This is a genomic window from Paraburkholderia sp. BL23I1N1, assembly GCF_003610295.1.
Classification (GTDB): Bacteria; Pseudomonadota; Gammaproteobacteria; order Burkholderiales; family Burkholderiaceae; genus Paraburkholderia.
Genome location: NZ_RAPV01000002.1, coordinates 701,398 through 724,618, shown reverse-complemented (window position 1 = coordinate 724,618; position 23,221 = coordinate 701,398). Strand labels below are relative to the sequence as shown.

Here is a 23,221-nt window from a genome sequence, read left to right as displayed (position 1 = left end):
GGGTGAGCTCAAGGCCTGCCACGCTGCGCATCATGCGAACGAAAAATCGTCACGCCTGTGCACGGCATTAGGCCGCGACAAGACGACGAATTCAGAAATACCGGAAAGAGAAATCAGACATCGTTGTCTCCTTGCTTTAGTTGTCGGGCCGTTGCGGCCGCGGATTCTAAATTGCAAGGTCGATGCCAGCTTGATACGAAATGAATCGCTTTGATTTTTATAGGTTTTTCAGCGAGGCACAACGCTCACCGTCCGGGATTCCGGAAATCCGGACGAGGGGTGTCGGGGAATCCGGAATCGGTCGAGGCCACGAATTCGGGAAAACCCGGAGCGCCTTTTGCGCTGCGGCGTTCGCCTGTTTCAGCTGAAACCGCTGGGCTTTTGTGCGCGGCGCTCGCTCACTTCTCGCTCACCTCCCGCTCACATCGGGCACGCCATTCGGTTTCTATGCACCGCCCTCTTCCAGCACCAGCAAGTTCTCATGCGAGAAACCCAGCGACACCGGTTGGCCGCGTTCGGGCAAACCGCGATTCGGGTCGTTGAACACATCGAGCGAAATGACCGCATCTTTCACGCGCGTTCTGATGCGCACCACCGCGCCGAGGAAATTCACCTCCTCGACGATCGCGTTCAGCGTGTTGCGGCCCGGCGCGGCCGGTTCCAGCACAATGGCTTCGGGCCGCAGCGCGAGCATGCGTTGCTTGCCAGCATCGTCTGCCGACAGTTCTTGCGAGGTAGTGAGCTCCTGACCGTCGACAACCATCTTGCCGGTTTTCGGATCGATCACATGCCCCGCCAGAATGTTCAGCGTGCCGACAAACGAAGCGACAAAGCGCGTGCGCGGATAGTTGTAGATCTCCGAAGGCGAGCCGACCTGTTCGACGCGCCCCTCGTTCATCACCACGATGCGGTCCGAAATCGACAGCGCCTCTTCCTGATCGTGTGTGACGAAAATCGACGTGATACCCAACTCGCGCTGCAAGGCGCGAATGTCCTGCCGCAAGGAAATGCGAATCTTCGCGTCGAGCGCCGAGAGCGGTTCGTCGAGCAACAGCACCTGCGGTTTGCCGGCCAACGCGCGCGCCAACGCCACGCGCTGCTGCTGACCGCCCGACAATTGCCACGGATAGCGCTCGCCCAGATGCGGCAGCTTGATCAGTTGCAACATCTCCTCGACGCGCTTCTTGATCTCTGCCTGGGGACGGTGCGCGATCTTCAGCCCGAAGCCGATGTTGTCGGCCACCGTCATGTTCGGAAACAGCGCATACGACTGGAACACCATCCCGACCTTGCGCTGCCGCGTACGCAAATGCGTCACGTCCTTGATATCCAGCCGGATGATGCCGCGCGTCGGCGTTTCAAAGCCGGCGATCATTCGCAGCACCGTGGTCTTGCCGCAGCCGGACGGTCCCAGGAACGTGATGAATTCGCCGCGCTCGATCTTCATGTCGAAGTGATGCAGCGCCGTGTTCGCCCCGAAAGCCTTATGCAGATTTTCGATCTCAAGGAATGCCATGATTCGCTGCCTTAGTACGTCAAATTAGTACGTCAAATTAGTGCGTCAAACTTTCTGGCCGCTCAGCGCGCGGGCTGAGCCGAACACCTGGATCAGCCCCATCGAGGCCCACGTAATCACGAACGCGATGATCGCGAGTGCCGAGGGTTCGTAGGCGCGGTTCGCACCGATCAATTGCAGATACGGCCCGAACGCCGGGCGGTCGAGCAAACTCGCCAGCGTGAATTCGCCAATCACCACGGCAAAGGTGAGAAACGCGCCGGACAGAATGCCCGAGCGGATATTCGGGAAGATCACCTTGAACAGGATCGTCGGCCAGTTCGCCCCGAGACACTCGGCGGCTTCGGTCAGCGAGCGCACGTCGACGGCGCGCAAACCGGCGTCGACCGCGCGATACATGTACGGCAGCGAGAGCGTGACGTAGCCGAACACGAGCAGCAGGTCGGTCGCGCGTTCGTTGCCGGTGAGCGGCAAAATCGAACTACTGTTATAGATCCGCAGATAGCCGAACACGATCACGATCGCCGGCACCACCAGCGGCAACAGCGTGATGAATTCCACGACCGGCCGCAGTTTCGGCAACCGCAATTGCACGTAGTACGCAGTCGGCACCACCAGCAAGATGCCGACGATAATCGTCAGCACCGCCATCAGGATCGAATAGCCGAACGAGGCCTGAAAACGCGGGTCGCCGAGCACAACGCTATATGCTTCGAAGCTATACACACCGCGCTTCATGCGCAGGCTGAATTCGAAGGTGGCGAGCAACGGAATCAGAAAGTACAGCGAACCGACGATCATCGCGGTCCATGCGCCCACACGCGATTGGCTTTTCATCGACGCCCCCTTTCAGCGCGTGAACGCAACCAGATGTAGCCGCCGTTCGAGAGCCCCGTCACGAGCACCATGCCGAGCGCGAGCGCGTAGCCGAGGTTCTGGTTGTGCATCACGTCGCCGCGAATCTGCGCATAGAGCAGGATCGTGACGATGTTCAGCGAACTGCCGGTCAGCGCGTAAGCCGTGGCGACCGCGCCGAACGAATTGGCGAACAGCAGCAGCGTGGCGCCGAGCACGCTCGGCCACAACACCGGTAACGCTACGTGACGCCAATATTGGAAAGCGGTGCCGCCGAGGCAGTCGCAGGCTTCACGCCATTCGCGCTTCAGGCCGTCGAGCGCGGGCGTGACGATCAGCACCATCAAGGGAATCTGGAAGTACAGATACGTCAGTGTGAGCCCCGAGAAGCTCAGGATGCTGAAGCCTGTCGAGTACAGATTGAAGCCGAGGTACTTCTTCAGCAAGACGGTCACGAGACCGACACGCCCCAGCGTGCAGATGAAGGCGAACGCAAGCGGCACGCCCGCAAAATTCGAGGCGACGCCCGAGAACGTCATCAGCGTGGGACGAATCCAGCCCGGCAATTTGCCTTGCACCGCCGCCCACGCGAGCAGCGAGCCGATCAGCGCGCCGCCGAGCGCGGATGCCGCGCTCACCTTGAAGCTGATCCAGTAGGCGTCCATCACCGTGGGCTGGAACAGGTCGCGGAAATTGGCGAGCGTGAAATGGCCCTGCGGATCCTGGAAAGCGCCGACCATCAGAAAGCCGGTCGGCAGAATCAGGAATAACAGCGCGAAGGTGAAAAACGGCACCACGCCGATCCAGGCGAGAAACTGCGACGCGCGACGCGGACCGTCGACGCGAGGCGTTGGCGTAGGCACAGGCGGAACCATTAATTCCGGCTGCACCGATCCAGCATTCGATGAAGCGCTCATAGCTCACCCTTGGGGCCCGTTGGCTAACACCAGACGCGCCGCTCTGGTTGAGCGGCGCGTCATCTTTGGAAACTGCACGTTGCGGTTAGAAGCTGCGGCACGCGCAGCAAGCGAATGATCGCTGCTCCGCTGCCGCCGCAACCGCTTGCGCCGCGACGATTACTTGACGTTCGCGCCGACCGCTTCGTCCCAATGCTTCGTGATGGTGTCCTTGTACGCGTCCTGTTGGGACAGCGTCGGGAAGACCACATTCTTGTATGACGACGGCGGCGGCAGCTTGTCGAGCAGCGCTTGCGGAACCTTCTTCGCCGCCACCAGTTCGTTATAGCGCATCGGATGGCAATAGCCGCTCAGCCAGCCGATCTGGCCTTCGTCGGAGTACAGATATTCCATCCACAGCTTGGCGGCGTTCGGATGCGGCGCGTAGGCGCTGATCGCCTGAACGTACACACCGGCGAGCACGCCCGTTTTCGGAATCACCACCTGCACCTTCGGATTGCCCTTCAGCGTGTCGCGGTCGGCGAGCGCGTTGTAGTCCCAACGCACGATGATCGGCGTGGTGCCCTGCGCAAGCGATGCGGCCTTGCCGATCACCGGCACGAAGTTGCCGCTCTTGTTCAGGTCCGCGAAGTACTTGAGGCCGGCCTGGTCGGCCTTGCTCACATCGCCCTTGCTTTGCGACAGGCCTGCGGCGAACACGGCCTGGATCGCCTGGTTGGCCGTGCGCGGGTCGCCTGCCAGTGAGACAGCGTTCTTATAGTCGGGCTTGAGCAGATCGCTCCAGTCGGCCGGCGCCTTGTCGATCATGTCGGCGTTCACTTCAAACGACAGGACGCCGTAGTAATCGCCATACCAATAGCCGTCGGCGTCTTTCGACTCTTTCGGAATCGAGTTCCACGTAGCCACCTTGTACGGCTGAAGCAAACCCTGGGCCTTCGCGGTCGGACCGAACGACAAACCCACGTCGATCACGTCGGGCGCTTGCGGACCCTTGTTGCCCTTGTTCGCCTTGATCGCTTCCACTTCGTCGCCCGAACCCGCATCCGGATTCAGTTCGTTGATCTTGATGCCGTACTTCTTCTGAAAGCCGGCCACCAGTTGACCGTAGTTGCACCAATCGTGCGGCAACGCGATCACGGTGAGTTGGCCTTCCTGCTTGGCGGCTGCGATCAGAGCGTCGAGCGGCGCGGCGGTGGCGCTGCTCACGCCGGCTGCGGCGACACCCGCAGCGGCTGACATCGAAAATAAACGAGCTAACGCGGTGCGCTTCATGGTCTTCCCCATCCTCTGTCGAAACTGCTACGTTTGGAAAATTTCTAGTTTCTAGCTGTTTCCAGCTTCATGGGCGCGCCCCTGAACAAGCTCGCACGCGCCCGCGCCATGTTCAGTCCGGATTCGCCGGCGCCGAAAACATGTCGTAGTCCAGTCTATCGATGCGATCTGTACAAATCATGTCGACGCCCCATTGGGCCAGCAGCTTTGCACGCTCAGGGTCGTTCACCGTGTAGGCCAGCACGCGCAATCCGGCCGCCTTGATTTCGGCAACCAGCGGCTCGCTCAGATGCCGGTGGCTCGCGTGCAAGGACACGCAATCCAGTTCCCGCACGACGCGCAGCCAGTCCACCGGGACCTCTTCGAACAGCATGCCGCGTTGCAACGAGGGCGCTGCATCGCGCGCCGCGGCGAGCGCCTCGAACGAAAACGATGACAGCAGCGGCGGCGTCTGCCCTTGCCACAAAGTCAGCGCGCCGCTTGCGACGAGACGCCCGGTGATCTCGTCGCGACCCGGACAGGGTTTGATTTCGATGTTGGCGGCAATGCCGTCCCGCGCGCAGCGCCCGGCGGCCTCGGCGAGCGTCGGCAGGCGCGTGCCGGCGAACTGCGGACCGAACCAGACGCCGGCATCGAGCGCGGCCAGTTGGTCCCACGCGTGTTCCGCCGCGGCGCCATGGCCGTTGGTCGTGCGTTCCAGCGTGTCGTCGTGCAATAGAAAGAGCTGATTGTCGGCGGAGAGCTTGGCGTCGAATTCGACCATGCGGTAGCCGTAGCGCACGCACGCGTCGACACCGGCCAGCGTGTTCTCCGGCGCCAGTGTGCCGCCGCAACGATGCGCAACCAGCTGCGGATACGGCCAGTCTGCGGATAAAGTGCGATCAATCCCGTTTGCCACGTCTCGTTACCTTCCAGATTGAGCGGATCAAGTATGCTCTCGGCACGTTCCCAGCTACCCGCGACGCCCTGCAATCTGATTGTCAGGATGCCGAACCGTGCGGTTTCCAGGCAGCGCCGGATGCAGCAGCGAATGGTTCAGGCGGCAGATTCCAGTATCCATAAATGGCAACGACATGAATCATGCAAATTGCCAAAAAACGCCGCAAAATGCTCGAAATCGGATATTCCAATTCCTTTCCGAACATTTGATGTTCGAAATCGGCAAGGCGCTTCGATTTGCGAAGGCTAAGATGAAATACACAAACTTGCAAGCTGCCAAAAAAATACAACACAATCCGGCTAAAGTAGTACGCTTGACATCGTCCGGACACACATCCATGTCCACGATGGCACTATTAAAAAACGAGCCGTGTGAGCGCGTTCGCATCCAAGGAAAAACGCATGTGGCAGGAAGACCGTCATCAGAGAATTCGCGCGTTGCTGTCCACGCTTCAACGCGTGTCGACCGAACGGATCATGGCGGACCTTGGGGTATCGCGCGAAACAGTGCGGCGCGATCTGCTCGACCTGGAAGCACTCGGTGAGCTGAAGCGCGTGCATGGCGGCGCAATCAAACCCGCCGACGAGGCGCCGATCGCCGAGCGCGCCCACATGCGTGTCAAAGCCAAAACGGCGATCGCGAAGGCAGCCACCGGACTAATCACAAGCGGGCAGACACTTTTCATCGACGCGGGCACCACCACCACGGCGCTCGCTGAAGAGCTGGCGAAACTGGCGAACCTGACGATCGTCACCAATTCCATCGACGTCGCGCTGAAAATGCGTGGCGTCGCGGATCAAACGGAGGCGGCCAACGAAGTGATCCTGCTCGGCGGCTCGATCAGCGATCGCGCCATGGCGACCACCGGCGCCACCACCGTGCTCGACATCCAGCGCTATCGTGCGGACATGGCCTTGCTCTCGCCGGTCGGCATCGATCATCGGCACGGCGCGACCAGCTACGATCACGCTGAAACCGAAGTGGCGCGCGCCATGGTCGCCAACGCAGACCGCGTGGTGATCCTCGCCGACTACAGCAAGATCGGTCAGCGCAGCCGGATTTCGTACTGTCCGGTTGATCGGATCGACGTGCTGGTCACCAACAAAAAAGCGGCCGAAACCGCCGACTTTGCAGCGCTCAAAAAGAAGCTGGAAGAGATCGTGCTGGCTTAGTGCGTGAGACCTGGCGCACTGGGCTACTCCTTCACATGCATCGTATCGAGCACGCGCTTGCGCAAGCGCGAGTCGCGCAGTGCGCCGGCTGCGTCGAGCACTGGATAGGCCGTCGAACAGAACAGCGAATTGAGCCGCTTCATGTCGCTGATCAAATCCAGATGCAATGCGCTGGTCTCGATGCTGCGCAAGGTTTGCCCAGCGAGCCGGTCAAGGTGTTTATAGGAATACGCGCGCTCCAGATCGCGAAAGCGCTCCTTCTCCGCCAGCAGCCGCTCGGCGCAACGCAGATCGTTGTTCAGAAACACCGACAGGCCAAGCTGCAGATTGCTGACGAGCCGCGCCTGCAGGTCGTCCAGTTCGCCTAGCCCCTCCTCCGAAAACGATAACCGGTGCGCGATCTTCTTTTCCTCAATATCGCAGACGATCCGCTCGATGATGTCGCCCGCATGCTCCAGGTTGATCGTCAACGAGATGATGTCGGTCCAGCGGCGGCTCTCGGCTTCGTCGAGCTGCTCGCGGGAGATCAGTGTCAAATAGCTTTTGACCGCGGCGTAGAGTTCGTCCACGTCATCGTCCATGCGAATCGTTTCACGCGCCTTTTCGAGGCTGTTGTCATGGATCAGGTCCGCGACGTTATCGAGCATGGTTCGCACGATGTCACCGATCCGCAGCACCTCGCGTGCAGCGTGCGCGAGTGCGAGCGTGGGTGTGGAAAGCGCGGCGGTATCCAGATGCAGCGGCCGTAGTTCGCCGTTGGGCTGCGGCCGGTCGGGCAACATCCGCGTGCAGATGCGCGCCACCGGATCGATCAGCGAAAGGCACGCGCAGCAACGCAGCGTGTTGTAGATCACGTGAAAGCCGACCACCGCTTCGCGTGGATTCGCGATCAGCACCGGCAGGCCGCGCGCAAGCAGCGGCGCGAACGGCAGGATAAGCAATGCGCCGGCCAGCTTGAACGCCAGACTGCCCAAGGCCAGACGCCGCGCCGCCACGTTCTGCGCGAACGTGCCCATCAGCGCCAGCAAGCCGCTGCCGAGATTCGCGCCGATCACGAGACACAGCGCCACCTTCAGCGAGATCACGCCGGACGGGGCAAGCGTCGCTGTCAGCAGGACCGCAGCGAGACTCGAATAGGACAGCATTGCAAATGCCGCGCCGACCAGCGCGTCGAGCATGGTGTCGCCGGTTAGCGCGCCGAACATCACGCGCACGCCGGCGCCTTGCATCATCGGCTGGGCGGCTTCGACGATCAGATGCAGCGCCAGCAGGATCAAGCCGAGCCCGATCAGCGTACGACCAATCTGGCCGAGGCGGGTTTGCTTGCGCGACAGAAAGATCGGCACGCCAGACAGAATCAGGATCGGCGACAGCCATGACAGATCGAGTGTCAGCAAGCGCGCCATCAGCGCGGTGCCGACGTCGGCGCCAAGCATGATCGCAAGGCCGCTGGCGAGCGGCAATAGACCTTGTGCCGCGAAGGACGTGACGATCACCGTCGTTGCGTTGCTGCTCTGCACGAGACTCGTGACGCCGACGCCCGCGAGGAAGGCACACCAGCGGCTGCTGATGCTGCGGCCGAGGACGCTGCGCAGATCGGCGCCGAGCACGCGCAGGATGCCCGTACGTACGATGTGCGACCCCCACACGAGGAGCGCCACACCAGCCAGGAGGTTTAGGAGAATCAACATAAGGCGCTGCGCATCCGTTCCTGCTGCCATGATCCGAACCGCATGCCGCACGAACCGGCACCCGGGGCGTTTATGACAGTAGTGTTGCACATTTTTGCCTTATTGTAATTTTGTGCTTTTAACTATACGCTCGCGCAAAGCGGTGGATCGCTGTGTGCCGGCTGATGGCCCGGGCACGCGATTCGCTCAACTATTTAAATTGCCCACTTCATCATGAGGACTCTGGATGAGCCGCAACCTTGCGCTGTTTGACCTGGACCATACGCTGCTGCCGCTCGACAGCGATCAGGCGTGGGCCCACTTCATCGCCGGATTGGGCATAGAAGGCGCTGCGCGGCACGCGGAAGAAATCGACGATTATTACCGGCAATATGTGGCCGGCACGCTCGATATGACCGCTTACCTGAACTACACATTGGCGCCGCTGGCTCGCCACTCGCGCGAGCAGCTCGACGCATGGCATGCGCAGTTCATGAACGATGTGATTGCGCCAGTCATCCTGCCGGCCGCGCGAGAGCTCGTGCAGCGCCACATCGAAGCAGGCGATCTGTGCTGCATCGTCACGGCCACCAATGTGTTCATTACGAAGCCGATCGGCAAAGCACTCGGCTTCGAACATCTGCTTGGGATCGATCTCGGCACCGAGGGCGGCGATCCCTTGGCGCGCTTTACGGGAAACGCCGTCGGCGTACCGACCTTCCGCGAAGGCAAGATTACGCGCACCGAGGGCTGGCTGGCTTCGCTCGGCCACCGTCTGCAGGACTTTCCGAAGAGCTGGTTCTACAGCGATTCGATCAACGACGTGCCGTTGCTCGAGCGTGTCACGCATCCGGTCGCGACCAATCCCGACCCGCGGTTGCGCGTCATTGCCACGGAACGCGGCTGGCCGGTGATTGAACTGTTTGCCTGAACTGTGTGGGCTTGGCGCGTGCCGGCACGGGCTGACAGCTACACACGCCCCTTCCACGGCACCAGCCGCCGCTCCAGCGCGCGCATGCCGAGATCGAACAGCCAGGCGATCAATCCGATCAGCACGATGCCCATCACCACCACATCGGTACGCAGAAAAACTCGACGCGTTGAGCACCATCTGACCGAGGCCGGCGGTGGCCGCGACCATCTCGGCGGCCACCAGCGTGGTCCAGCCGAAGCCGATGGCAATCCGCAAGCCGGTCAGAATCTCAGGCAACGCCGCCGGCAGAACCACGTCGCGCACGATCTGGGTAAAGCGGCCGCCTAGCGAATACGCGGCATGAATCTGCTCGATGGTCGCACTGCGCACGCCGGCACGCGCCGCCATCGCAATCGGCGCGAAACAGGCGAGATAGATCACGACGATCTTCGCCGTTTCGTCGATGCCGAACCAGATCACCACCAGCGGCAGATACGCAAGCGGCGGCAACGGCCGATAGAACTCCAGCGGCGGATCCAGCAAACCGCGCGCAACCCGGCTCACGCCCATCGAGATTCCAACCGGCACAGCCGTGACCGCGGCCAGCGCGAACGCGCCGAACACGCGCAGCGCGCTCCACGCGAGATGTTCGGAGAGTGGCAAACCGCCTTGAATGCGGCCGTGCCAGGCGTCCAGAAACGCGGCCCAGACAGCCTCGGGCGTCGGCAGAAACAGCGGCGGCAGCCAGTGCAGATGCGTAGCAAGCCACCAAAGCGCCGCGAGCGTCGTTACCGAGACTGCGCTCAGCGCCGCGGTCGGGCCTTCGCCCGGCAAACGCCAGCCGCGCACCGGCCGCGCTTTACGTCGCGACGGCTCGCTTGCCTGGGTCAGCGGCACAGTGCCCAAAGATTTACGCGAAGCCGTCACGACAGCACCTCTTCCTGATTCCGTTCACTCCGTTCGTGCAGACGGCGCACCAGCCGTTCGCGCCATTCGATGAATTCCGGCGACGACTTGACCGCACGTGCGTCGCGTGTCTCCAGAAAGCGCCGCGCGAATGGCAGGTCGTAGCTCTCGGCGATGCGGCCCGGCCCCGGCGTCATCACGACGAGGCGTGTCGCCAGAAACAGCGCTTCCTCCACGCTATGCGTGATGAAGAACACCGTCTTGCGCGTGCGGCCCCAGACATCCAGCACGAGTTCCTGCATCGACTCGCGTGTCATCGCATCGAGCGCGCCCATCGGTTCGTCCATCAGCAGCACTTGCGGATCGCTTGCCAGCGCGCGTGCAATACCCACGCGCTGCTGCATGCCGCCCGACAGCGCATAGACCCGCGAGCGCGCATGCTTCTCAAGCCCAACCAGTGCCAGCATCTCCAGCGCGATGCGCTCGCGCTGCGCCTTCGGCACACGCTGAAAACGCAAGCCGAGCGCGACGTTGCCGAGCACGTCGAGCCAAGGCATCAGCGCGTACTTCTGGAACACGACACCGCGGTCCGCGCCCGGCCCAGGCACGGGCTCACCGTTCAACCGCACCTCGCCTGCAGTCGGCTGAATGAAACCGGCGATGCAGTTCAGCAAGGTCGTTTTGCCGCAACCGGACGCACCCAGCGCGACGACGAATTCGCCCGGCTCGATGCGCAAATCGACGTCAGCGAGCGCGATGTGCGGCGCCGCGCCGCGCGCGCCTTCGTAAGCGACGTGCAACCGCCGTATCTCAAGACCGCTCATCGCCGTGCCTCATGATGCTGATGGATAAGTATCCGCAAACGTCAATGCGCCGCACGCTGCACGAACTGGGGGTCGACGCCGGTCGAGTAATCGGCCAGCACATTCTGGATCGTGCCTTGCGTCTTCAGAAATGCAGCCGTCGCGGCGAGCGATTTGGCCGCGCCGGATTGCGCACCGCCGCCAAGCCATGCATTCGACGCCTGCTGGGCCGGCGTCGGGAACGCATACAACGCGAGACTCGCGGGCACTTCCTGCGCGGTGGCGCCGGATTCCTTCGCCACCGCTTCGACCTGAGGCGACGTCGCCGTCCATGCCGACGTGTGATCGCGGTAGCTCGCATCGGTCGCGGCCAGCACCTTCACAAGGCGCGCGACAAAATCGGCGTTCTGGCTAGCAAACTTACGATCGACAACGAAGCCGTCAAAAGTTGCCTTACCGGTTTGCTGCGCAACCTGACCCGATGTGATCAGCACTTTGCCGTTCTTCCTCACCTTCGCCAGCACCGGGTCCCAGATGTAAGTCGCGTCGATGTCGCCGCGCTCCCACGCCGCCGCGACTTCAGGCGGGCGCAGATTGACGATCTTCACATCGGACGGATTCACGCCGGCGTTCTGCAGCGCGACCAGCGTGTGAAAGTGCGACGTGGACACAAACGGCACGCCGATCTTCTTTCCCTTCAAGCCGGCGATATTGGTGACGTTGGAACCGTCGCGCGCGACCAGCGCTTCAGCGTCGTTGATGTTGTCCAGAATCCAGAACAGCGAGATATCGGCGCCTTGCGACAGTCCGGCTGCAATCGGGCCCGCCCCTGCTTCGCCGAGTTGCACCGAGCCCGAAGCCAGCGCGCGGATTACGTCGGCGCCGCTGCCGAGCTTGCGGTAGGTGACCTTGTAGCCGGTGGCTTTCTCGACAACGCCCGTGGCCTGCGCAAAGCGCCACGGCACGACCATGTCCTGATACGCGATCACGACTTCTTTGGTGTCGGCGTATGCCGCGGAAGAAAACGGCGCGGACAGTGCCAGTAGCGTAGCGAACGCGGCGAGCGGACGGAGGAAGCGGTTCATCGGGAAGCCCCTTTAGTGCGTGTTGTCTGGGAGGCTTTCGACTATAGGGAGTTTGTCCGCGGGCGGTTCCAATTAATCCGCGATTGCTAATGATGCTGTTCGAGCATTGCTTTTCACGTTCGGTTGGACGGGACCGCCGGCCGCGATCCCTGGCGACGCGGCTCAAGCGGATGATGACGGCTTGGGACGCCTGGGCGCAAGCTGGCCGTTCGGCGGATTGTCGCGCTTCCGCAGCAGCGGCATGATCAGCAGGTTTCCTTCAATTCGCATTCCTATGGTCGATTATCTTAGCCGCTTGAGCCGGTTGTTTTTCAACGTCGGTGTACCGGTGTTCGCGCCGATTGCCCTGCTGCCTCTATTGAGCTTCTCGCGCCTCTATCGCCACGCGTCGAAAGGCATCGCGACGAGAGCCATTCGAGACGGCCAGTTGCCATGGGTCGTCATTTCGATGTGCGCCAGCGCCTGCTATGAAATTGGTTGTGCGCTTGGCGAAGCGTCGACGAACCTCACGCTCTCTTTCATGTTGGCAGGACTGATCTGGCACGTGCTGTTTATCGTCGCGGCCTCCGTACTCGTGTCGTTTGCCGCGGCGGATTCGGCATCCTGCCCGGTATATAACGAGCGCGAGAGAGCACGTGACCAGGGGCTGATATGGCTTTCGCCGTTGATGACAGCAATCGTAGCGTTCTCCTTTTCCATATCTAATTATTCGTTAACCTAACTAATTTAAAGCCGTTGGGATATACTTTTTCAACCACTCTCGCAGGGGGAACCAAGATGCCCAATCTCATCGACTACGTCATCGAGAACCGTGCGTTTCGCGAGCGCTTTATCTACTTCATGTACCCTTTCACCATCATCGGTGGAACCTTGGCCTCGATTTCAATGCTACTTGCAAGGTATTACCGGTAGCTCGCTCGAGTAGACTGCCAACGCATCACTCAAGCGGCAACGGCAAGCCCCAAAAAACAAAGCCCGCAACGCGTGCGGGCTTTGTTTTTTCAAACTGACAGCACACTCAACCGTTCAGACCACCCCAGCTCCATGCGCCTGCAGATCGGCGTGGTAGCTCGAGCGAACCATCGCGCCTACCGCTGCATGCGTGAAGCCCATCTTGTACGCTTCTTCTTCGTACATCTTGAAGGTGTCCGGATGCACATACGAGCGCACCGGCAGATGGTGCTCCGACGGTTGCAAATACTGGCCGATCGTCAGCATGTCCACATTGTGCTCGCGCAGATCGCGCATCACCTGCAGGATTTCTTCTTCGGTTTCACCGAGGCCGACCATCAGACCCGACTTGGTCGCGACGTCCGGATGCAGCGCCTTGAAGTCCTTCAGCAGCTTCAGCGAATGCGCGTAGTCCGAACCCGGGCGCGCTTCCTTGTACAAACGCGGCACCGTTTCAAGGTTGTGGTTCATCACGTCCGGCGGTGCGGCGTTCAGAATGCCGATCGCGCGGTCCAGACGGCCGCGGAAGTCCGGCGTCAGAATTTCAATGCGCGTTTCCGGCGACAGTTCGCGCGTCTGGCGAATGCATTCCACGAAGTGAGCCGCGCCACCGTCGCGCAAATCGTCACGGTCCACGCTCGTGATCACCACGTACTTCAGCTTCAGCGCGGCGATGGTACGAGCCAGATTGCCCGGCTCGTCCACGTCGAGCGGATCGGGGCGGCCGTGGCCGACGTCGCAGAACGGGCAGCGGCGCGTGCACTTGTCGCCCATGATCATGAACGTCGCGGTGCCCTTGCCGAAGCATTCGCCGATATTCGGGCAGCTCGCTTCTTCGCACACTGTGTGCAGGTTGTGCTCGCGCAGAATCTGCTTGATTTCGTAGAAGCGTGAATTGCCGGTGGCCGCTTTGACGCGGATCCAGTCCGGCTTTTTCAGCTTTTCGATCGGGACGATCTTGATCGGGATACGGGCGGTTTTGGCTTGTGCTTTCTGCTTCGCGGTAGCGTCGTAAGCAGCGGCGAAAGCCGGCACGGCGTCGGGAGCGGGAGAGGCTGCGAGGTTCGCGGTAACGTCAGTCATTCGTTCGGTCCAGTCAGGCGGTGAGAGCACCGGCCTGCGGTTGGGCGACGGCCGCGGGACTGCCGTCGAGGTTTGCGGTGAGGCGTGCTGCAAAGGTACGGGCCACGTCGTCCCAGCCGGCGGCAACGCCCAGCGTTGCCATATCGACTGTTTCGAGCCCCGCGTAGCCGCATGGGTTGATGGCCAGAAACGGCCGCAAGTCCATGTTCACATTCAGGCTCACGCCGTGATAGCTGCAGCCGTTGCGGATTTTCAGACCCAGAGCCGCGATCTTGGCACCGGCGTGCAGCACGGCGTCCGGCCCGGGCGCCACGTAGATACCGGGGGCGCCCGCCTTGCGTTCTCCGGCGAGATTATACGCCGCGAGGGTGTCGATCACGGCCTGCTCGATCCGCGTGACCATCTCGCGCACCATCAGCTTGCGCCGGCGCAGGTCAAGCAGCAGATAGGCGACGACCTGTCCGGGCCCGTGATACGTGATTTGCCCGCCCCGGTCGACCTTGACCAGTGGAATGCCGCTATCGGCGGCCAGTAGATGCGCCGGATCGCCGGCCTGGCCGAGCGTAAAGACAGGAGGGTGTTCGACCAGCCAGATTTCGTCGGGTGTATCGGCGATGCGCGCGTCGGTGAACGCGCGCATCGCTTCGAAACTGGCTTCGTATGATTCGTTGCCAAGCCAGCGCAGCGTAAGCGGCGCCGTGGCGGGCAAGGGAGACGGAGAAACCGGGGTGGCACACATGATCCCGACAGTTTACCGAAATCTGGGAAACCCCGCCGGACGTGCCGGCATTCGCGGCGCCGGCACATCGAACATCTGGCGCGCCTTTGCCGTCGCGGCCGTTTAGCGGCGACGCAGGTGCGCCCTCGCTAAACGGCCCGAGCGCATCGTCACACCGTGCGCCAGCCCCCGCGCATCCGGGCCGCCAGCCGTTCGCCGACCCGCGCGAGCCAGTTCAGCGCACGTTCGTCGCAGCGCGTCGGCACCGAAAACGCGACCTTCGCATGCGTGCTGCCCTCGGCGCTCAACCACAACCGTTCACCGCGCCGCAGCCGCAGTGTGTGGCCTGGCTGCAGCCAGTAGTCTTCGGTATCGTCGCTGCGCGTGACCCACACCGCGCCGCCGTGCACTACCAGCTTGGTGCTGCGTGCTACCTTCATAGGAATAGTTTCGCCGTTGCGGATTTCAAACCCGATGCTAGAGGAAATTTCTCGCATGATGCCCTCGCCAAAGTTCGTTTCGTGACTACAATCGTAGGCGTAGCAAGGGTTTACGCAAAACGATCTATTTTCACCTCTATGTGAGAAATATTGCGATGGACCTCCGGCAACTCCCCCCGCTGAACGCCATCAAGGCGTTCGAAGCTGCAGCCCGCCACGAGAGCTTCTCGCGCGCCGCGGACGAACTGTTTGTCACGCACGGCGCCGTCAGCCACCAGATTCGCGCACTTGAAGCGGAGCTGGGCGTCGCGCTCTTCGCCCGCGACGGCAAACGCGTCCGGCTCACGGACACGGGCCGCCGCTACGCCGCGCGCGTGCGCGCCGGGCTGACGGCGCTTGTCGACGCCACCCGCGAAATCCGCGCCGGCGACCGCGAGCGGCGCCTGGTCGTTTCCATGCTGACCTCGTTTGCGGCACGCTGGGTGACGCCGCGCCTCGGCAGCTTTATCGAGGCGCACCCCCAATGGGACCTCGAACTGCTGTCCACTAACGCGCTAACGGACTTCGCGCGCGACGACGTCGACGTAGCGATCCGCTTCGGCTACGGCAAATATTCGGGGCTGCACTCGGAGTTGCTGCTGGAGGAGATTTTCTTTCCGGCCTGCGCGCCGAATTTCAACGGCGGCAAACTGCCGAAAACGCCGGCCGATCTGGCCAAGGTCCCGTTGCTGCGCTCGGACGACGAACTCTGGCGTCCGTGGTTCGACGCCGCCGGCCTCGTCGACTGGCCGGAACCGAAGCGCGGAGTGCTGTACCAGGATTCGTCAAATCTGCTGCAGGCGGCCATCGACGGTCAGGGGATCGCGCTCACGCGCCGTTCGCTGGCAATGCACGAGATCGCAGCAGGCCGCCTGGTACGGCTATTCGACGTGGATGGACCGAGCCCGTGGCAGTACTACTTCATCTGCCCGCCGCAGATGCTTGAAACTGCGCGCGTCAAGGCGTTCCGTGCCTGGGTATTCGAAGAAGTCGGGCGGTTCAAACAGCTTTTTGACCAAGCTTGCGAGGTCGGGCCTGAAGCATGCGCCGATCTGGCGGCGGACGCGTTGCGCGTCACGCCATAAACGCCAAGCACCAAGCCTGGCGTTAAAGCACCACCTTCACCATTGGATGGCCGGTAAGCGCGCGGTAGATATCGTCGAGCTGCACCTGGCTCGTGGCGCGCACCGTGATCGTCAAACCCGTGTAGTTGCCACCACTGGATGGCCGAGTTTCCACACGTGCGGGGTCGACTTCGTTATCGAACTGCTGAACCACCGTGACCATCGTCTCGGCGAACTCGGGATGCGACTTGCCCATGATCTTGATGGGAAAGTCGCACGGAAACTCAAGCAATGATTCTTTCGCGGGATTCACTTTCTACTCCTTGCAACGCTTCGTGCGCTTCTTGCGCCTCTTGCGCTTCCTTGGCCTTGGCTCGCTGATAGGCCGCGTACAACGCGGCAAACACCGCCCCCGGCTTGCCGTTGCCAACCGGTTGACCATCGAGCTGCGTGACCGGCAGCACTTCCTTGGTGGCGGAACTGACCAGAATCTCGTCCGCGGCACGCAGCTCGGCTTCGGCGATCTCGCGCGCTTCGAAGCGGATGCCGCATTCGCTCGTCAGCTCTTCGATCAGACCGTAGCGAATCCCTTCGAGAATCTTGTTGCTGCGCGGCGGCGCGTACAGCACGCCGTCCTTCACCATCCAGATATTCGAAGACGAACCCTCGGTCAGCATGCTGTCGCGAAACTGGATTGTCTCGAACGCGTCGTTTTCGGCGGCGTATTGCGCCATCAGCACGTTGCCGAGCAGGGACACCGATTTGATGTCGCAATTGAGCCAGCGACGGTCTTCGGCGGTAACACAGCGCACGCCTTGCGCGCGCTGTGCTGCGTCCGGCAGGTTCAGCGGCGTGACCATCACGAACACGGTCGGCTGAACGCCGGACGGAAACGCGTGACCACGCTTCGCAACGCCCCGCGTGACCTGAACGTAGGCAATCGCGTCCTGATCGGCGCGCAGACCCGCGTCCGTTTCATTGGCCGCGACCACGCGTTCGATCAGCTCGCGCCAGCCGGCGTTGTCGAACGGATTGACGATGCCGATCTTGTCCAGCGAACGCGCGAGGCGCGCGAGATGATGCTTGAAGCGAAACGCCGTGCGGCCGCTCGCATGCGGATACAAGGGCGCGACTTCGTAAATCCCGTCGCCGAAAATAAAGCCGCGGTCGAGAACCGGCACGCGCGCTTCGGACAAGGGCACCAGCTCGCCGTTCAGATAAACGATCGGGTCGAGCGACACATCGGAAACAGCGGTCATCGCAATCAGGCTCTTACTTCTTCTTGTTGAACATCAGCATCAGCGAATCCCACACGCGGCCGACCACACCGGCTTGCGGCACAGCCTGCAACGCGACGATCGGGAATTGCGCCAGCACCTTGCCGTCGGCCACGAGCTTCGCCGTACCGACCTGCTGACCGTTCGCGATCGGTGCGATCAGCGGATCGATCTGCTCGATCTGCGGCTTCACCTTGTCGCCCATGCCCTTCGGCACGGTGATGTACTGATCGCCCTTCACGCCGATCTGCACGGTGTCCTGCGCACCCTTGTAGACGCGCGGCGTGCCCACCACCTGATTCGCCTTGTACAGACGCACCGTGTCGTACGCGGTGTAGCCGTAGTTCAGCATCTTCAGGCTGTCCTGCACGCGGTCGTGTTCCTTGGTCTCGCCCATCATCACCGAGACGAGACGGCGCGAACCGTCAGCCGTGCCCGGCAGCGAACGCTTCGCGCTCGCAATCAGACAGTAGCCGGCAGCTTGCGTGTGGCCGGTCTTCAGACCGTCCACCGTCGGGTCGATCCACAGCAGACGGTTGCGGTTCGGCTGCTTGATCTTGTTGTACGTGAATTCCTTGACCGAGAAAATGTTGTAGTAGTCGGGGAAGTCACGAATCAGGCGCGCCGACAGCACTGCGAGGTCGCCCGCCGTGGTGTAGTGCTGCGGGTCGGGCATGCCGTTCACGTCGGCGAAATGCGTGTTCTTCATGCCGAGCTTCGCCGCTTCGGTGTTCATCATGTTGACGAACTGCGACTCGCTGCCGCCCACCAGTTCGGCCAGCGCGATCGCCGCGTCGTTACCCGACTGGATGATCATGCCGTACACCAGATCGTGCACGGTCACCGGCTTGTTCGCTTCGATGAACATGCGCGATTCGTCGGTGCGTACGCGGCGCACCGCTTCGCTCGGCATCACCGTCTGGTCCATCGTGATCTTCTTCGTCTGCAGTGCTTCGAAGACGAGGTACGCGGTCATCAGCTTGGTCAGCGAGGCCGGTTCGACGCGTTCGTCGGCATTGCCCGATGCGAGCACCTGATTGCTGGTTGCGTCGACGAGCACCCACGAGCGCGCATTCACCGCGGGCGGCGGCACTTGCGCGAACGCCGTGCTGGCAACGAGCGTTGCCGGCAACACGACGCCGAGGGTGACGGCACGGCTAAGCGTAGTGGGAACGAAAGAAGAAACTGACGGGAATGACGTGCGGCCGGAGGTGGAGAAACGCATAGGGTCGATTCGTGCGGAAAAATACATCGCGCGCAAGGCGCATAGTTTTGAGGAGCCGGTCGGCGAGCGTCAGGCCGTAAAAACGGCGCGGCGCCCATTGGACTTCCGGCCACGCGATCGGTTCGCGCAGCACGCCTCGCATCCGGCACCGCTGCGCGCGCAAAAAAGCTACGCGTCGCGCGAACTGCCGGGTGGGCGAAGCTGCGCCCAAAAAAGAGCGCCCATTATACGCGCGCTGTCCTGGTATCTTTGACCAAAGGGTGGCGATTAATTTGCGTTTGCACGTACCTGTACCCCGAAAAACACACGCGGCACGCCCCCGCACCTCATTAACGCCACGCGTCGACGATGATCCGCTTCAGGACGTGCAGCTTGCGATGCAGAAAATGCTCTGCCCCCGGAATCACGACGACCGGCAATTCCTGCGGCCGCGCCCAGTCGAACACCGACTGAATCGGAACGGTCTCGTCGGTTTCGCCGTGAATCACGAGCGTGTTTTCCGGCACGGGCGCGACCTCCCACCGGCTCGCCGCGGTGCCGACGAACACGATCCGCTCGATCGCCTGGCCTTCTTCGCGCAGCTTCGCAGCCACGTGCGACAGCACGAAAGTGCCAAACGAAAAACCCGCCAGTACGAGGGGCAGATCGCTTTGGCCCGCTTGCGCGCGCATGTGATCGAGCACGGCGCGCAGATCGCCGCGCTCGCCGATGCCGGCGTCATGCTCGCCTTGCGTTTCGCCGACACCCCGGAAATTTGAGCGGTATGTCACGTAGTTCAACTGCACAAGCGTGCGCGCGAGCGTCTGCGCGACCTTGTTGTCCATCGTGCCGCCGAATAGCGGGTGCGGGTGCGCGACCAGCGCGATGCCGCGCGGTGCGGCGCCGTTTTCACGCACGTCGTCGGGCAGATCCAGCGCGACTTCGATCTTGCCGACCGGGCCGTCGATCAGATATTTCTTCGTATGTGCATTCATGACGAGGCTTATTGATCGATTTTCAGGCGCTCGACGATCTTGCCGTTCACGAGATGCGAATCGACGATTTCATCGATGTCGCTCTCGTCGACGTAGGTGTACCAGACGCCTTCCGGATAGACGACGACCGTCGGGCCGAGCTCGCAGCGCTCGAGGCAACCGGCCTTGTTGATCCGCACCTGACCGGGGCCGGCGAGGCCAAGTTGCTTCACGCGTTTTTTCGCGTATTCCTGCATCGCCTGTGCGTTGCAATTCGCGCAACTCGGACGCTCCGCGCCGGGTTCGCGCTGATTGAGGCAGAAGAAGACGTGGTACTTGTAGAAGGAGTCCATGATGTCCGGAGGCGAGACTGTAAGAGTAGGAATGGCGCTGGAAGCGCTGCGGCGCGCCTAGTGTGCGAACGATTATAGCGAGCGGGGGCGGCGGTCGCTGAACGGAGGGCAGGACGACTCGACGGCCCGGCCGGGATCGCAGCGCACCTTCTGGCGTGCGCCCTGCGTAGCTTCGCGCGACTCATCCGGCCGTGCGGATGTGTGCTCTATGCGTGCCTCATGCGTGCCTCATGCGTGCTTCAAGCGCCGCTTGAGCCACACCTGTTCGACGAGATAGGCGAGCCACACCAGCGCCGCATACGGCCAGATCCACGCAATCCAGTGCGCGAGGCCGTTGAAGTGCAGATACCGGCCCTGGCGCCAGTCGGCCAGCACGGCATCGAAATACGGATTCACCGGCAGCAGGTTGACGAACACCAGCGCGACCGTGAGCGCGCCGGCCGCGAGCGCGGCTCGCAATCCGCGCCGCAAGCGCAGCGCCAGTAATGCCGCGACGCTGCCGAACACGAGCCCCGCCAGTGCGCCCGGCGTCGCCCAGTCGAATGCGAGGCCCGATTGCGATTGCAAAAAGGTCGCGCCCGCCTTCACGCACAAGGTCGCGACGATAAACACGATCAAGAGGCGCACGAGCGGCGCATGGCGGCGTACCGGCAGCGAAGCCAGGACGAGTGCCCCAAACAGATTGAGCGTGGTGATGACGGCTTCCCAGGCGTCGTCCGGCAGCCAGGCGGCAACCAGCGCCGGCCACGTGCCGACGTGCCAGGCGGGCGGCGTCCATGCGAGCAAGGCATCTTGGGTCGCCGAATCGAAACGCAGCCAGAGTTCGCGTGGCCAGTTGCCGAGACCAAAGAGGCGCGGCGCCGGGTACATCGTTGCGAACGGCCACAAGCCGACGAGACACGCGAGCGCCGCCGTGTCGCGCTCGAACCAGAGAAGCCGCAAACGTCGCAACAAGCCGCGATCGAGCAACGCACCCGTGGCCGGCGACATGATCGCGGCGCCGAGCAGCGCGCCGAGCGCATTGGCGGCCAGATCGAGGTTGGAGGCAACGCGCGTCGGCAGATAGGTTTGCACCGCTTCCATCACGCCCGACAACAATCCGCCGAGCACGAAGGCCAGCGCGACCGCCAGCGCACCGCGCCAGCGCGGATACACCGCGAGCACCACCAGCGCGCCGAACGGCATATAGCCGAGCACGTTTGTCACGACGTCGAACGCCGTCAGGTACTGCGGCATGGGATCGGACAGATAGGCAAACGGCGCGAGGCCGAGCGAACGCCAGCCGGAAAACGGATACCACGAACCGTAGACGATCAGCGCCGCGTACAGCCCCAGCGCCTGGCGGGCAAGCGCCGAAGGGCGGCGCTGCCAGGGCTTAACGCTCATGCAGCGCTCCGTTGCGTGCGCTGTGAGCCGGTCATTGCGCTGCGACCAGCGCCTGCACGCCGAGCCATGCGCCGATCTGCGCGACGAGATCGTCGCTGGCCGCGGCAAGCGCCTGCGCGCCGCCGGCGGCATCCGCCGAACTGGACGGCGCACGCGCGATGAAGGTCCGCTGACCGATCACCTTGCCGCTTTGCGTCAACGTGACGCGCGCGGTGACCGCGGCGTGGCTTTGCGACTGGCTATCGAAGACCTGCTCGAACTCGCTCAGATCGACCTTCAGGACCGGCGCGTGCACGCCGTCCGCGCCCGTCAGCACGGTGCCGCGCGAACTGAGCGCACCGCGTAGACGCTGGGTCAGCAGTTGCGACGGCGCCATGGTCCAGTGGCTATTCGCGTACGACGCCGTCTGCTGCGCGTCGGCATAGCTGAGCCGGTAAATCAGCTTGTCGGATTCCAGGTTATCGGGCGCGGTGACATCGAGCACCTTCACCGCCGGCAGCGTGCCGGCCGAGGCCGCCGGGCTTGGCGGCCCGAGGTCGTAGCGGATGTCGGAGATCGCCGCGGGGTTACCGGCGCAGCCCGCCGCCAGCACGCCGAACGCGAGCAGCATCGCAAGCGCGGCGCTCGAGGACAACAATCGGTGAATCGAGCGTGACATAACCATGTTCCTTCTTCAAGACCTTCAATTCATTTCATTGGGCGGCGTGCGTAGCGGTGCGGGCGGCCGGCCACGTGAAGCCGGCCTCGCCCGGGCCTGGCGACGCGCCCGGCGCACCGAACAGCACGCTGCGCGGATTGGTACTGAACGTGTCGGCCGCTCGGTCCACTGAACGGGCCGCAGAGCGCACGTCTTCGGCGAGCGAATTGACGCGTGGCAGCGTGTCGTAACCGACGCGCGCCGACAACTCCTGGATCGAACTGTCCATCGACACCAGCGCGTCCCCCGCTTGCTGCGCGGCCGTCCCGACCTTATTCAGGTTCATCTCGAACGGCCCGTCCGGGCGGTTCAGACTGGTGATCAACTGATTGGTCGATGCCAGCGTGCGATCCAGTGCGTTGATCGTGGCGGGCAGCTTGCCGGCTGCCGGTGCCATCTGCTGGGTCAGCGTGGCGACGCCATCCGCGGCCTTCTGGATACTCGCCGCGGTGCCCTGCAACTGGCTGACCATTTCCGGCGACAACAGATTGTCGACGTCGTCAGTGACCCTTTCGAGTTTGCGCAGCAAAACGTCGCCGCGCTGCTGCAACTGATCGAGCAAGCCCGGACGCATCGGCAATTGCGCCACCTGCTTCGCCGACGACGCGAGCGGCGTCGGATCGCGCCCGCTGTCATCCAGCTGGATGAAGGCGATACCCGTCACGCCCTGGAACCCGAGGCTGCCGAACGTGGAATGCGTAATCGGCGCGTGCGTGTCGACGAGGATGCGGATCAGAATCTGCCCCGGATGGTCCCGGTCGAATTTGATCGACTGCACCTTGCCGACGTCGAGCCCGCGATAGCGCACCGCCGCGTCGGTATAGAGCCCAGTGACGTTGGTGCGCGCGATCAGATCGTACGGCACCCGCACGGAACGGTCGACGTTGAACAAAAATGCCGCCACTGCGATTGCACCCAGCAGGGCCACCGTGAAAATCCCTGCCCAGAAGGCATGTGATTTGTTTTCCATTGTCAGGTTCCCTGGT

The 23,221-nt window shown here is 62.6% G+C and carries 24 protein-coding genes and 1 pseudogene; 5 read left to right on the top strand and 20 right to left on the bottom strand.

Annotated elements, in window-relative coordinates:
* Positions 1–445 precede the first annotated feature (445 nt).
* The 5 genes from B0G76_RS35920 to ugpQ form a co-directional block, all read right to left on the bottom strand.
* Positions 446–1,516: an ABC transporter ATP-binding protein gene (locus tag B0G76_RS35920; protein WP_120297497.1), complete on the bottom strand. Its 1,071-nt coding sequence runs from the start codon at positions 1,514–1,516 to the stop codon at positions 446–448.
* A 45-nt stretch (positions 1,517–1,561) separates the two neighbouring features.
* Positions 1,562–2,353 carry an ABC transporter permease gene (locus B0G76_RS35915; RefSeq protein WP_120297496.1) on the bottom strand — a complete coding sequence of 264 codons (792 nt, stop codon included), beginning with the start codon at positions 2,351–2,353 and terminating at the stop codon, positions 1,562–1,564.
* A complete protein-coding gene (locus tag B0G76_RS35910; protein ID WP_120297495.1) occupies positions 2,350–3,288 on the bottom strand; it encodes an ABC transporter permease subunit in 939 nt (312 codons plus the stop codon). Before B0G76_RS35910 ends, B0G76_RS35915 begins: the two co-directional genes overlap by 4 nt.
* Before the next feature lie 159 nt (positions 3,289–3,447).
* Complete coding sequence (locus tag B0G76_RS35905) at positions 3,448–4,560, bottom strand: ABC transporter substrate-binding protein (RefSeq protein WP_120298054.1); 1,113 nt, start codon at positions 4,558–4,560, stop codon at positions 3,448–3,450.
* A gap of 112 nt (positions 4,561–4,672) precedes the next feature.
* The gene (gene ugpQ, locus B0G76_RS35900; protein WP_120297494.1) at positions 4,673–5,458 is read right to left on the bottom strand and encodes a glycerophosphodiester phosphodiesterase; all 786 of its coding nucleotides are present in this window, start codon (positions 5,456–5,458) and stop codon (positions 4,673–4,675) included.
* Between the two features lie 443 nt (positions 5,459–5,901).
* Here ugpQ and B0G76_RS35890 point away from each other — a divergent pair, with 443 nt between their 5' ends.
* Positions 5,902–6,672 (top strand): DeoR/GlpR family DNA-binding transcription regulator, encoded by a 771-nt coding sequence (locus B0G76_RS35890; RefSeq protein ID WP_120298053.1) that lies wholly within the window; start codon positions 5,902–5,904, stop codon positions 6,670–6,672.
* A 23-nt stretch (positions 6,673–6,695) separates the two neighbouring features.
* On the opposite strand, the gene B0G76_RS35885 is transcribed toward B0G76_RS35890, so the two are convergent.
* A complete protein-coding gene (locus B0G76_RS35885; protein WP_120298052.1) occupies positions 6,696–8,363 on the bottom strand; it encodes a Na/Pi cotransporter family protein in 1,668 nt (555 codons plus the stop codon).
* Positions 8,364–8,589: 226 nt separating this feature from the next.
* On the opposite strand from B0G76_RS35885, the gene B0G76_RS35880 reads away from it, so the two are divergent.
* Positions 8,590–9,273: an HAD family phosphatase gene (locus tag B0G76_RS35880; RefSeq protein WP_120297492.1), complete on the top strand. Its 684-nt coding sequence runs from the start codon at positions 8,590–8,592 to the stop codon at positions 9,271–9,273.
* Positions 9,274–9,311: 38 nt separating this feature from the next.
* On the opposite strand, the pseudogene B0G76_RS35875 reads toward B0G76_RS35880, so the two are convergent.
* The 3 genes and pseudogenes from B0G76_RS35875 to tauA all read right to left on the bottom strand — a co-directional run bounded on the left by B0G76_RS35875 (position 9,312) and on the right by tauA (position 12,049).
* Positions 9,312–10,146 (bottom strand): annotated as a pseudogene (locus B0G76_RS35875) (ABC transporter permease subunit).
* A gap of 32 nt (positions 10,147–10,178) precedes the next feature.
* On the bottom strand, positions 10,179–10,985 hold the full coding sequence (locus tag B0G76_RS35870; protein WP_120297491.1) for a taurine ABC transporter ATP-binding protein: 807 nt from the start codon (positions 10,983–10,985) through the stop codon (positions 10,179–10,181).
* 41 nt (positions 10,986–11,026) lie between these two features.
* Positions 11,027–12,049 carry a taurine ABC transporter substrate-binding protein gene (tauA, locus tag B0G76_RS35865; protein WP_120297490.1) on the bottom strand — a complete coding sequence of 341 codons (1,023 nt, stop codon included), beginning with the start codon at positions 12,047–12,049 and terminating at the stop codon, positions 11,027–11,029.
* A 106-nt stretch (positions 12,050–12,155) separates the two neighbouring features.
* Between tauA and B0G76_RS35860 the strand changes: the two genes are divergently transcribed.
* Positions 12,156–12,770 (top strand): hypothetical protein, encoded by a 615-nt coding sequence (locus B0G76_RS35860; protein WP_259460924.1) that lies wholly within the window; start codon positions 12,156–12,158, stop codon positions 12,768–12,770.
* Between the two features lie 305 nt (positions 12,771–13,075).
* Here B0G76_RS35860 and lipA read toward each other — a convergent pair whose 3' ends face one another.
* The 3 genes from lipA to B0G76_RS35845 all read right to left on the bottom strand — a co-directional run bounded on the left by lipA (position 13,076) and on the right by B0G76_RS35845 (position 15,298).
* A complete protein-coding gene (lipA, locus tag B0G76_RS35855) occupies positions 13,076–14,083 on the bottom strand; it encodes a lipoyl synthase (protein ID WP_120297489.1) in 1,008 nt (335 codons plus the stop codon).
* Between the two features lie 13 nt (positions 14,084–14,096).
* Positions 14,097–14,822, bottom strand: a complete 726-nt coding sequence (gene lipB / locus B0G76_RS35850) for a lipoyl(octanoyl) transferase LipB (protein WP_120297488.1) — start codon at positions 14,820–14,822, stop codon at positions 14,097–14,099.
* A 149-nt stretch (positions 14,823–14,971) separates the two neighbouring features.
* A complete protein-coding gene (locus B0G76_RS35845) occupies positions 14,972–15,298 on the bottom strand; it encodes a DUF2917 domain-containing protein (protein WP_093645639.1) in 327 nt (108 codons plus the stop codon).
* A gap of 98 nt (positions 15,299–15,396) precedes the next feature.
* On the opposite strand from B0G76_RS35845, the gene B0G76_RS35840 reads away from it, so the two are divergent.
* The gene (locus B0G76_RS35840) at positions 15,397–16,365 is read left to right on the top strand and encodes a transcriptional regulator GcvA (RefSeq protein WP_120297487.1); all 969 of its coding nucleotides are present in this window, start codon (positions 15,397–15,399) and stop codon (positions 16,363–16,365) included.
* Between the two features lie 22 nt (positions 16,366–16,387).
* On the opposite strand, the gene B0G76_RS35835 is transcribed toward B0G76_RS35840, so the two are convergent.
* Genes B0G76_RS35835 through B0G76_RS35825 form a run of 3 tightly spaced genes read right to left on the bottom strand, consistent with a single transcriptional unit; the run spans position 16,388 to position 18,846 of the window.
* Positions 16,388–16,657 carry a DUF493 family protein gene (locus B0G76_RS35835; protein WP_120297486.1) on the bottom strand — a complete coding sequence of 90 codons (270 nt, stop codon included), beginning with the start codon at positions 16,655–16,657 and terminating at the stop codon, positions 16,388–16,390.
* Complete coding sequence (locus tag B0G76_RS35830; protein WP_120297485.1) at positions 16,629–17,603, bottom strand: D-amino acid aminotransferase; 975 nt, start codon at positions 17,601–17,603, stop codon at positions 16,629–16,631. The genes B0G76_RS35835 and B0G76_RS35830 overlap by 29 nt, the downstream gene beginning before the upstream one ends.
* A 13-nt stretch (positions 17,604–17,616) precedes the next feature.
* Positions 17,617–18,846 carry a D-alanyl-D-alanine carboxypeptidase family protein gene (locus tag B0G76_RS35825; RefSeq protein WP_120297484.1) on the bottom strand — a complete coding sequence of 410 codons (1,230 nt, stop codon included), beginning with the start codon at positions 18,844–18,846 and terminating at the stop codon, positions 17,617–17,619.
* On the opposite strand from B0G76_RS35825, the gene B0G76_RS43160 reads away from it, so the two are divergent.
* Positions 18,788–19,099, top strand: coding sequence for a hypothetical protein (locus B0G76_RS43160; protein ID WP_183082313.1), 312 nt, complete (start codon positions 18,788–18,790; stop codon positions 19,097–19,099). The genes B0G76_RS35825 and B0G76_RS43160 overlap by 59 nt on opposite strands.
* Before the next feature lie 76 nt (positions 19,100–19,175).
* Here the strand turns inward: B0G76_RS43160 and B0G76_RS35820 are convergent, their stop codons facing one another.
* From B0G76_RS35820 to B0G76_RS35800, 5 genes are all read right to left on the bottom strand, one after another.
* Complete coding sequence (locus B0G76_RS35820) at positions 19,176–19,820, bottom strand: alpha/beta hydrolase (RefSeq protein ID WP_120297483.1); 645 nt, start codon at positions 19,818–19,820, stop codon at positions 19,176–19,178.
* Positions 19,821–19,828: 8 nt separating this feature from the next.
* On the bottom strand, positions 19,829–20,152 hold the full coding sequence (locus B0G76_RS35815; protein ID WP_120297482.1) for a ferredoxin: 324 nt from the start codon (positions 20,150–20,152) through the stop codon (positions 19,829–19,831).
* Positions 20,153–20,380: 228 nt separating this feature from the next.
* On the bottom strand, positions 20,381–21,538 hold the full coding sequence (locus tag B0G76_RS35810; RefSeq protein ID WP_120297481.1) for a VanZ family protein: 1,158 nt from the start codon (positions 21,536–21,538) through the stop codon (positions 20,381–20,383).
* A 31-nt stretch (positions 21,539–21,569) separates the two neighbouring features.
* On the bottom strand, positions 21,570–22,196 hold the full coding sequence (locus B0G76_RS35805; protein WP_120297480.1) for an ABC-type transport auxiliary lipoprotein family protein: 627 nt from the start codon (positions 22,194–22,196) through the stop codon (positions 21,570–21,572).
* Between the two features lie 34 nt (positions 22,197–22,230).
* Entirely contained in the window at positions 22,231–23,205 is a 975-nt protein-coding gene (locus tag B0G76_RS35800; RefSeq protein ID WP_120297479.1) for an MlaD family protein, read from the bottom strand.
* Positions 23,206–23,221 lie beyond the last annotated feature (16 nt).

Coding starts and splice junctions, on each gene's coding strand:
- B0G76_RS35810 (WP_120297481.1), bottom strand. CDS start 21,538: ATGAGCGTTAAGCCCTGGCAGCGCCGCCCTTCGGCGCTTGCCCGCCAG.
- B0G76_RS35815 (WP_120297482.1), bottom strand. CDS start 20,152: ATGGACTCCTTCTACAAGTACCACGTCTTCTTCTGCCTCAATCAGCGC.
- B0G76_RS35890 (WP_120298053.1), top strand. CDS start 5,902: ATGTGGCAGGAAGACCGTCATCAGAGAATTCGCGCGTTGCTGTCCACG.
- tauA (WP_120297490.1), bottom strand. CDS start 12,049: ATGAACCGCTTCCTCCGTCCGCTCGCCGCGTTCGCTACGCTACTGGCA.
- B0G76_RS35820 (WP_120297483.1), bottom strand. CDS start 19,820: ATGAATGCACATACGAAGAAATATCTGATCGACGGCCCGGTCGGCAAG.
- B0G76_RS35885 (WP_120298052.1), bottom strand. CDS start 8,363: ATGTTGATTCTCCTAAACCTCCTGGCTGGTGTGGCGCTCCTCGTGTGG.
- B0G76_RS35840 (WP_120297487.1), top strand. CDS start 15,397: ATGGACCTCCGGCAACTCCCCCCGCTGAACGCCATCAAGGCGTTCGAA.
- B0G76_RS35805 (WP_120297480.1), bottom strand. CDS start 22,196: ATGTCACGCTCGATTCACCGATTGTTGTCCTCGAGCGCCGCGCTTGCG.
- B0G76_RS35915 (WP_120297496.1), bottom strand. CDS start 2,353: ATGAAAAGCCAATCGCGTGTGGGCGCATGGACCGCGATGATCGTCGGT.
- B0G76_RS35870 (WP_120297491.1), bottom strand. CDS start 10,985: ATGAGCGGTCTTGAGATACGGCGGTTGCACGTCGCTTACGAAGGCGCG.
- B0G76_RS35845 (WP_093645639.1), bottom strand. CDS start 15,298: ATGCGAGAAATTTCCTCTAGCATCGGGTTTGAAATCCGCAACGGCGAA.
- lipA (WP_120297489.1), bottom strand. CDS start 14,083: ATGACTGACGTTACCGCGAACCTCGCAGCCTCTCCCGCTCCCGACGCC.
- B0G76_RS35830 (WP_120297485.1), bottom strand. CDS start 17,603: ATGACCGCTGTTTCCGATGTGTCGCTCGACCCGATCGTTTATCTGAAC.
- B0G76_RS35905 (WP_120298054.1), bottom strand. CDS start 4,560: ATGAAGCGCACCGCGTTAGCTCGTTTATTTTCGATGTCAGCCGCTGCG.
- B0G76_RS35910 (WP_120297495.1), bottom strand. CDS start 3,288: ATGAGCGCTTCATCGAATGCTGGATCGGTGCAGCCGGAATTAATGGTT.
- B0G76_RS35920 (WP_120297497.1), bottom strand. CDS start 1,516: ATGGCATTCCTTGAGATCGAAAATCTGCATAAGGCTTTCGGGGCGAAC.
- lipB (WP_120297488.1), bottom strand. CDS start 14,822: ATGTGTGCCACCCCGGTTTCTCCGTCTCCCTTGCCCGCCACGGCGCCG.
- B0G76_RS35825 (WP_120297484.1), bottom strand. CDS start 18,846: ATGCGTTTCTCCACCTCCGGCCGCACGTCATTCCCGTCAGTTTCTTCT.
- B0G76_RS35880 (WP_120297492.1), top strand. CDS start 8,590: ATGAGCCGCAACCTTGCGCTGTTTGACCTGGACCATACGCTGCTGCCG.
- B0G76_RS35800 (WP_120297479.1), bottom strand. CDS start 23,205: ATGGAAAACAAATCACATGCCTTCTGGGCAGGGATTTTCACGGTGGCC.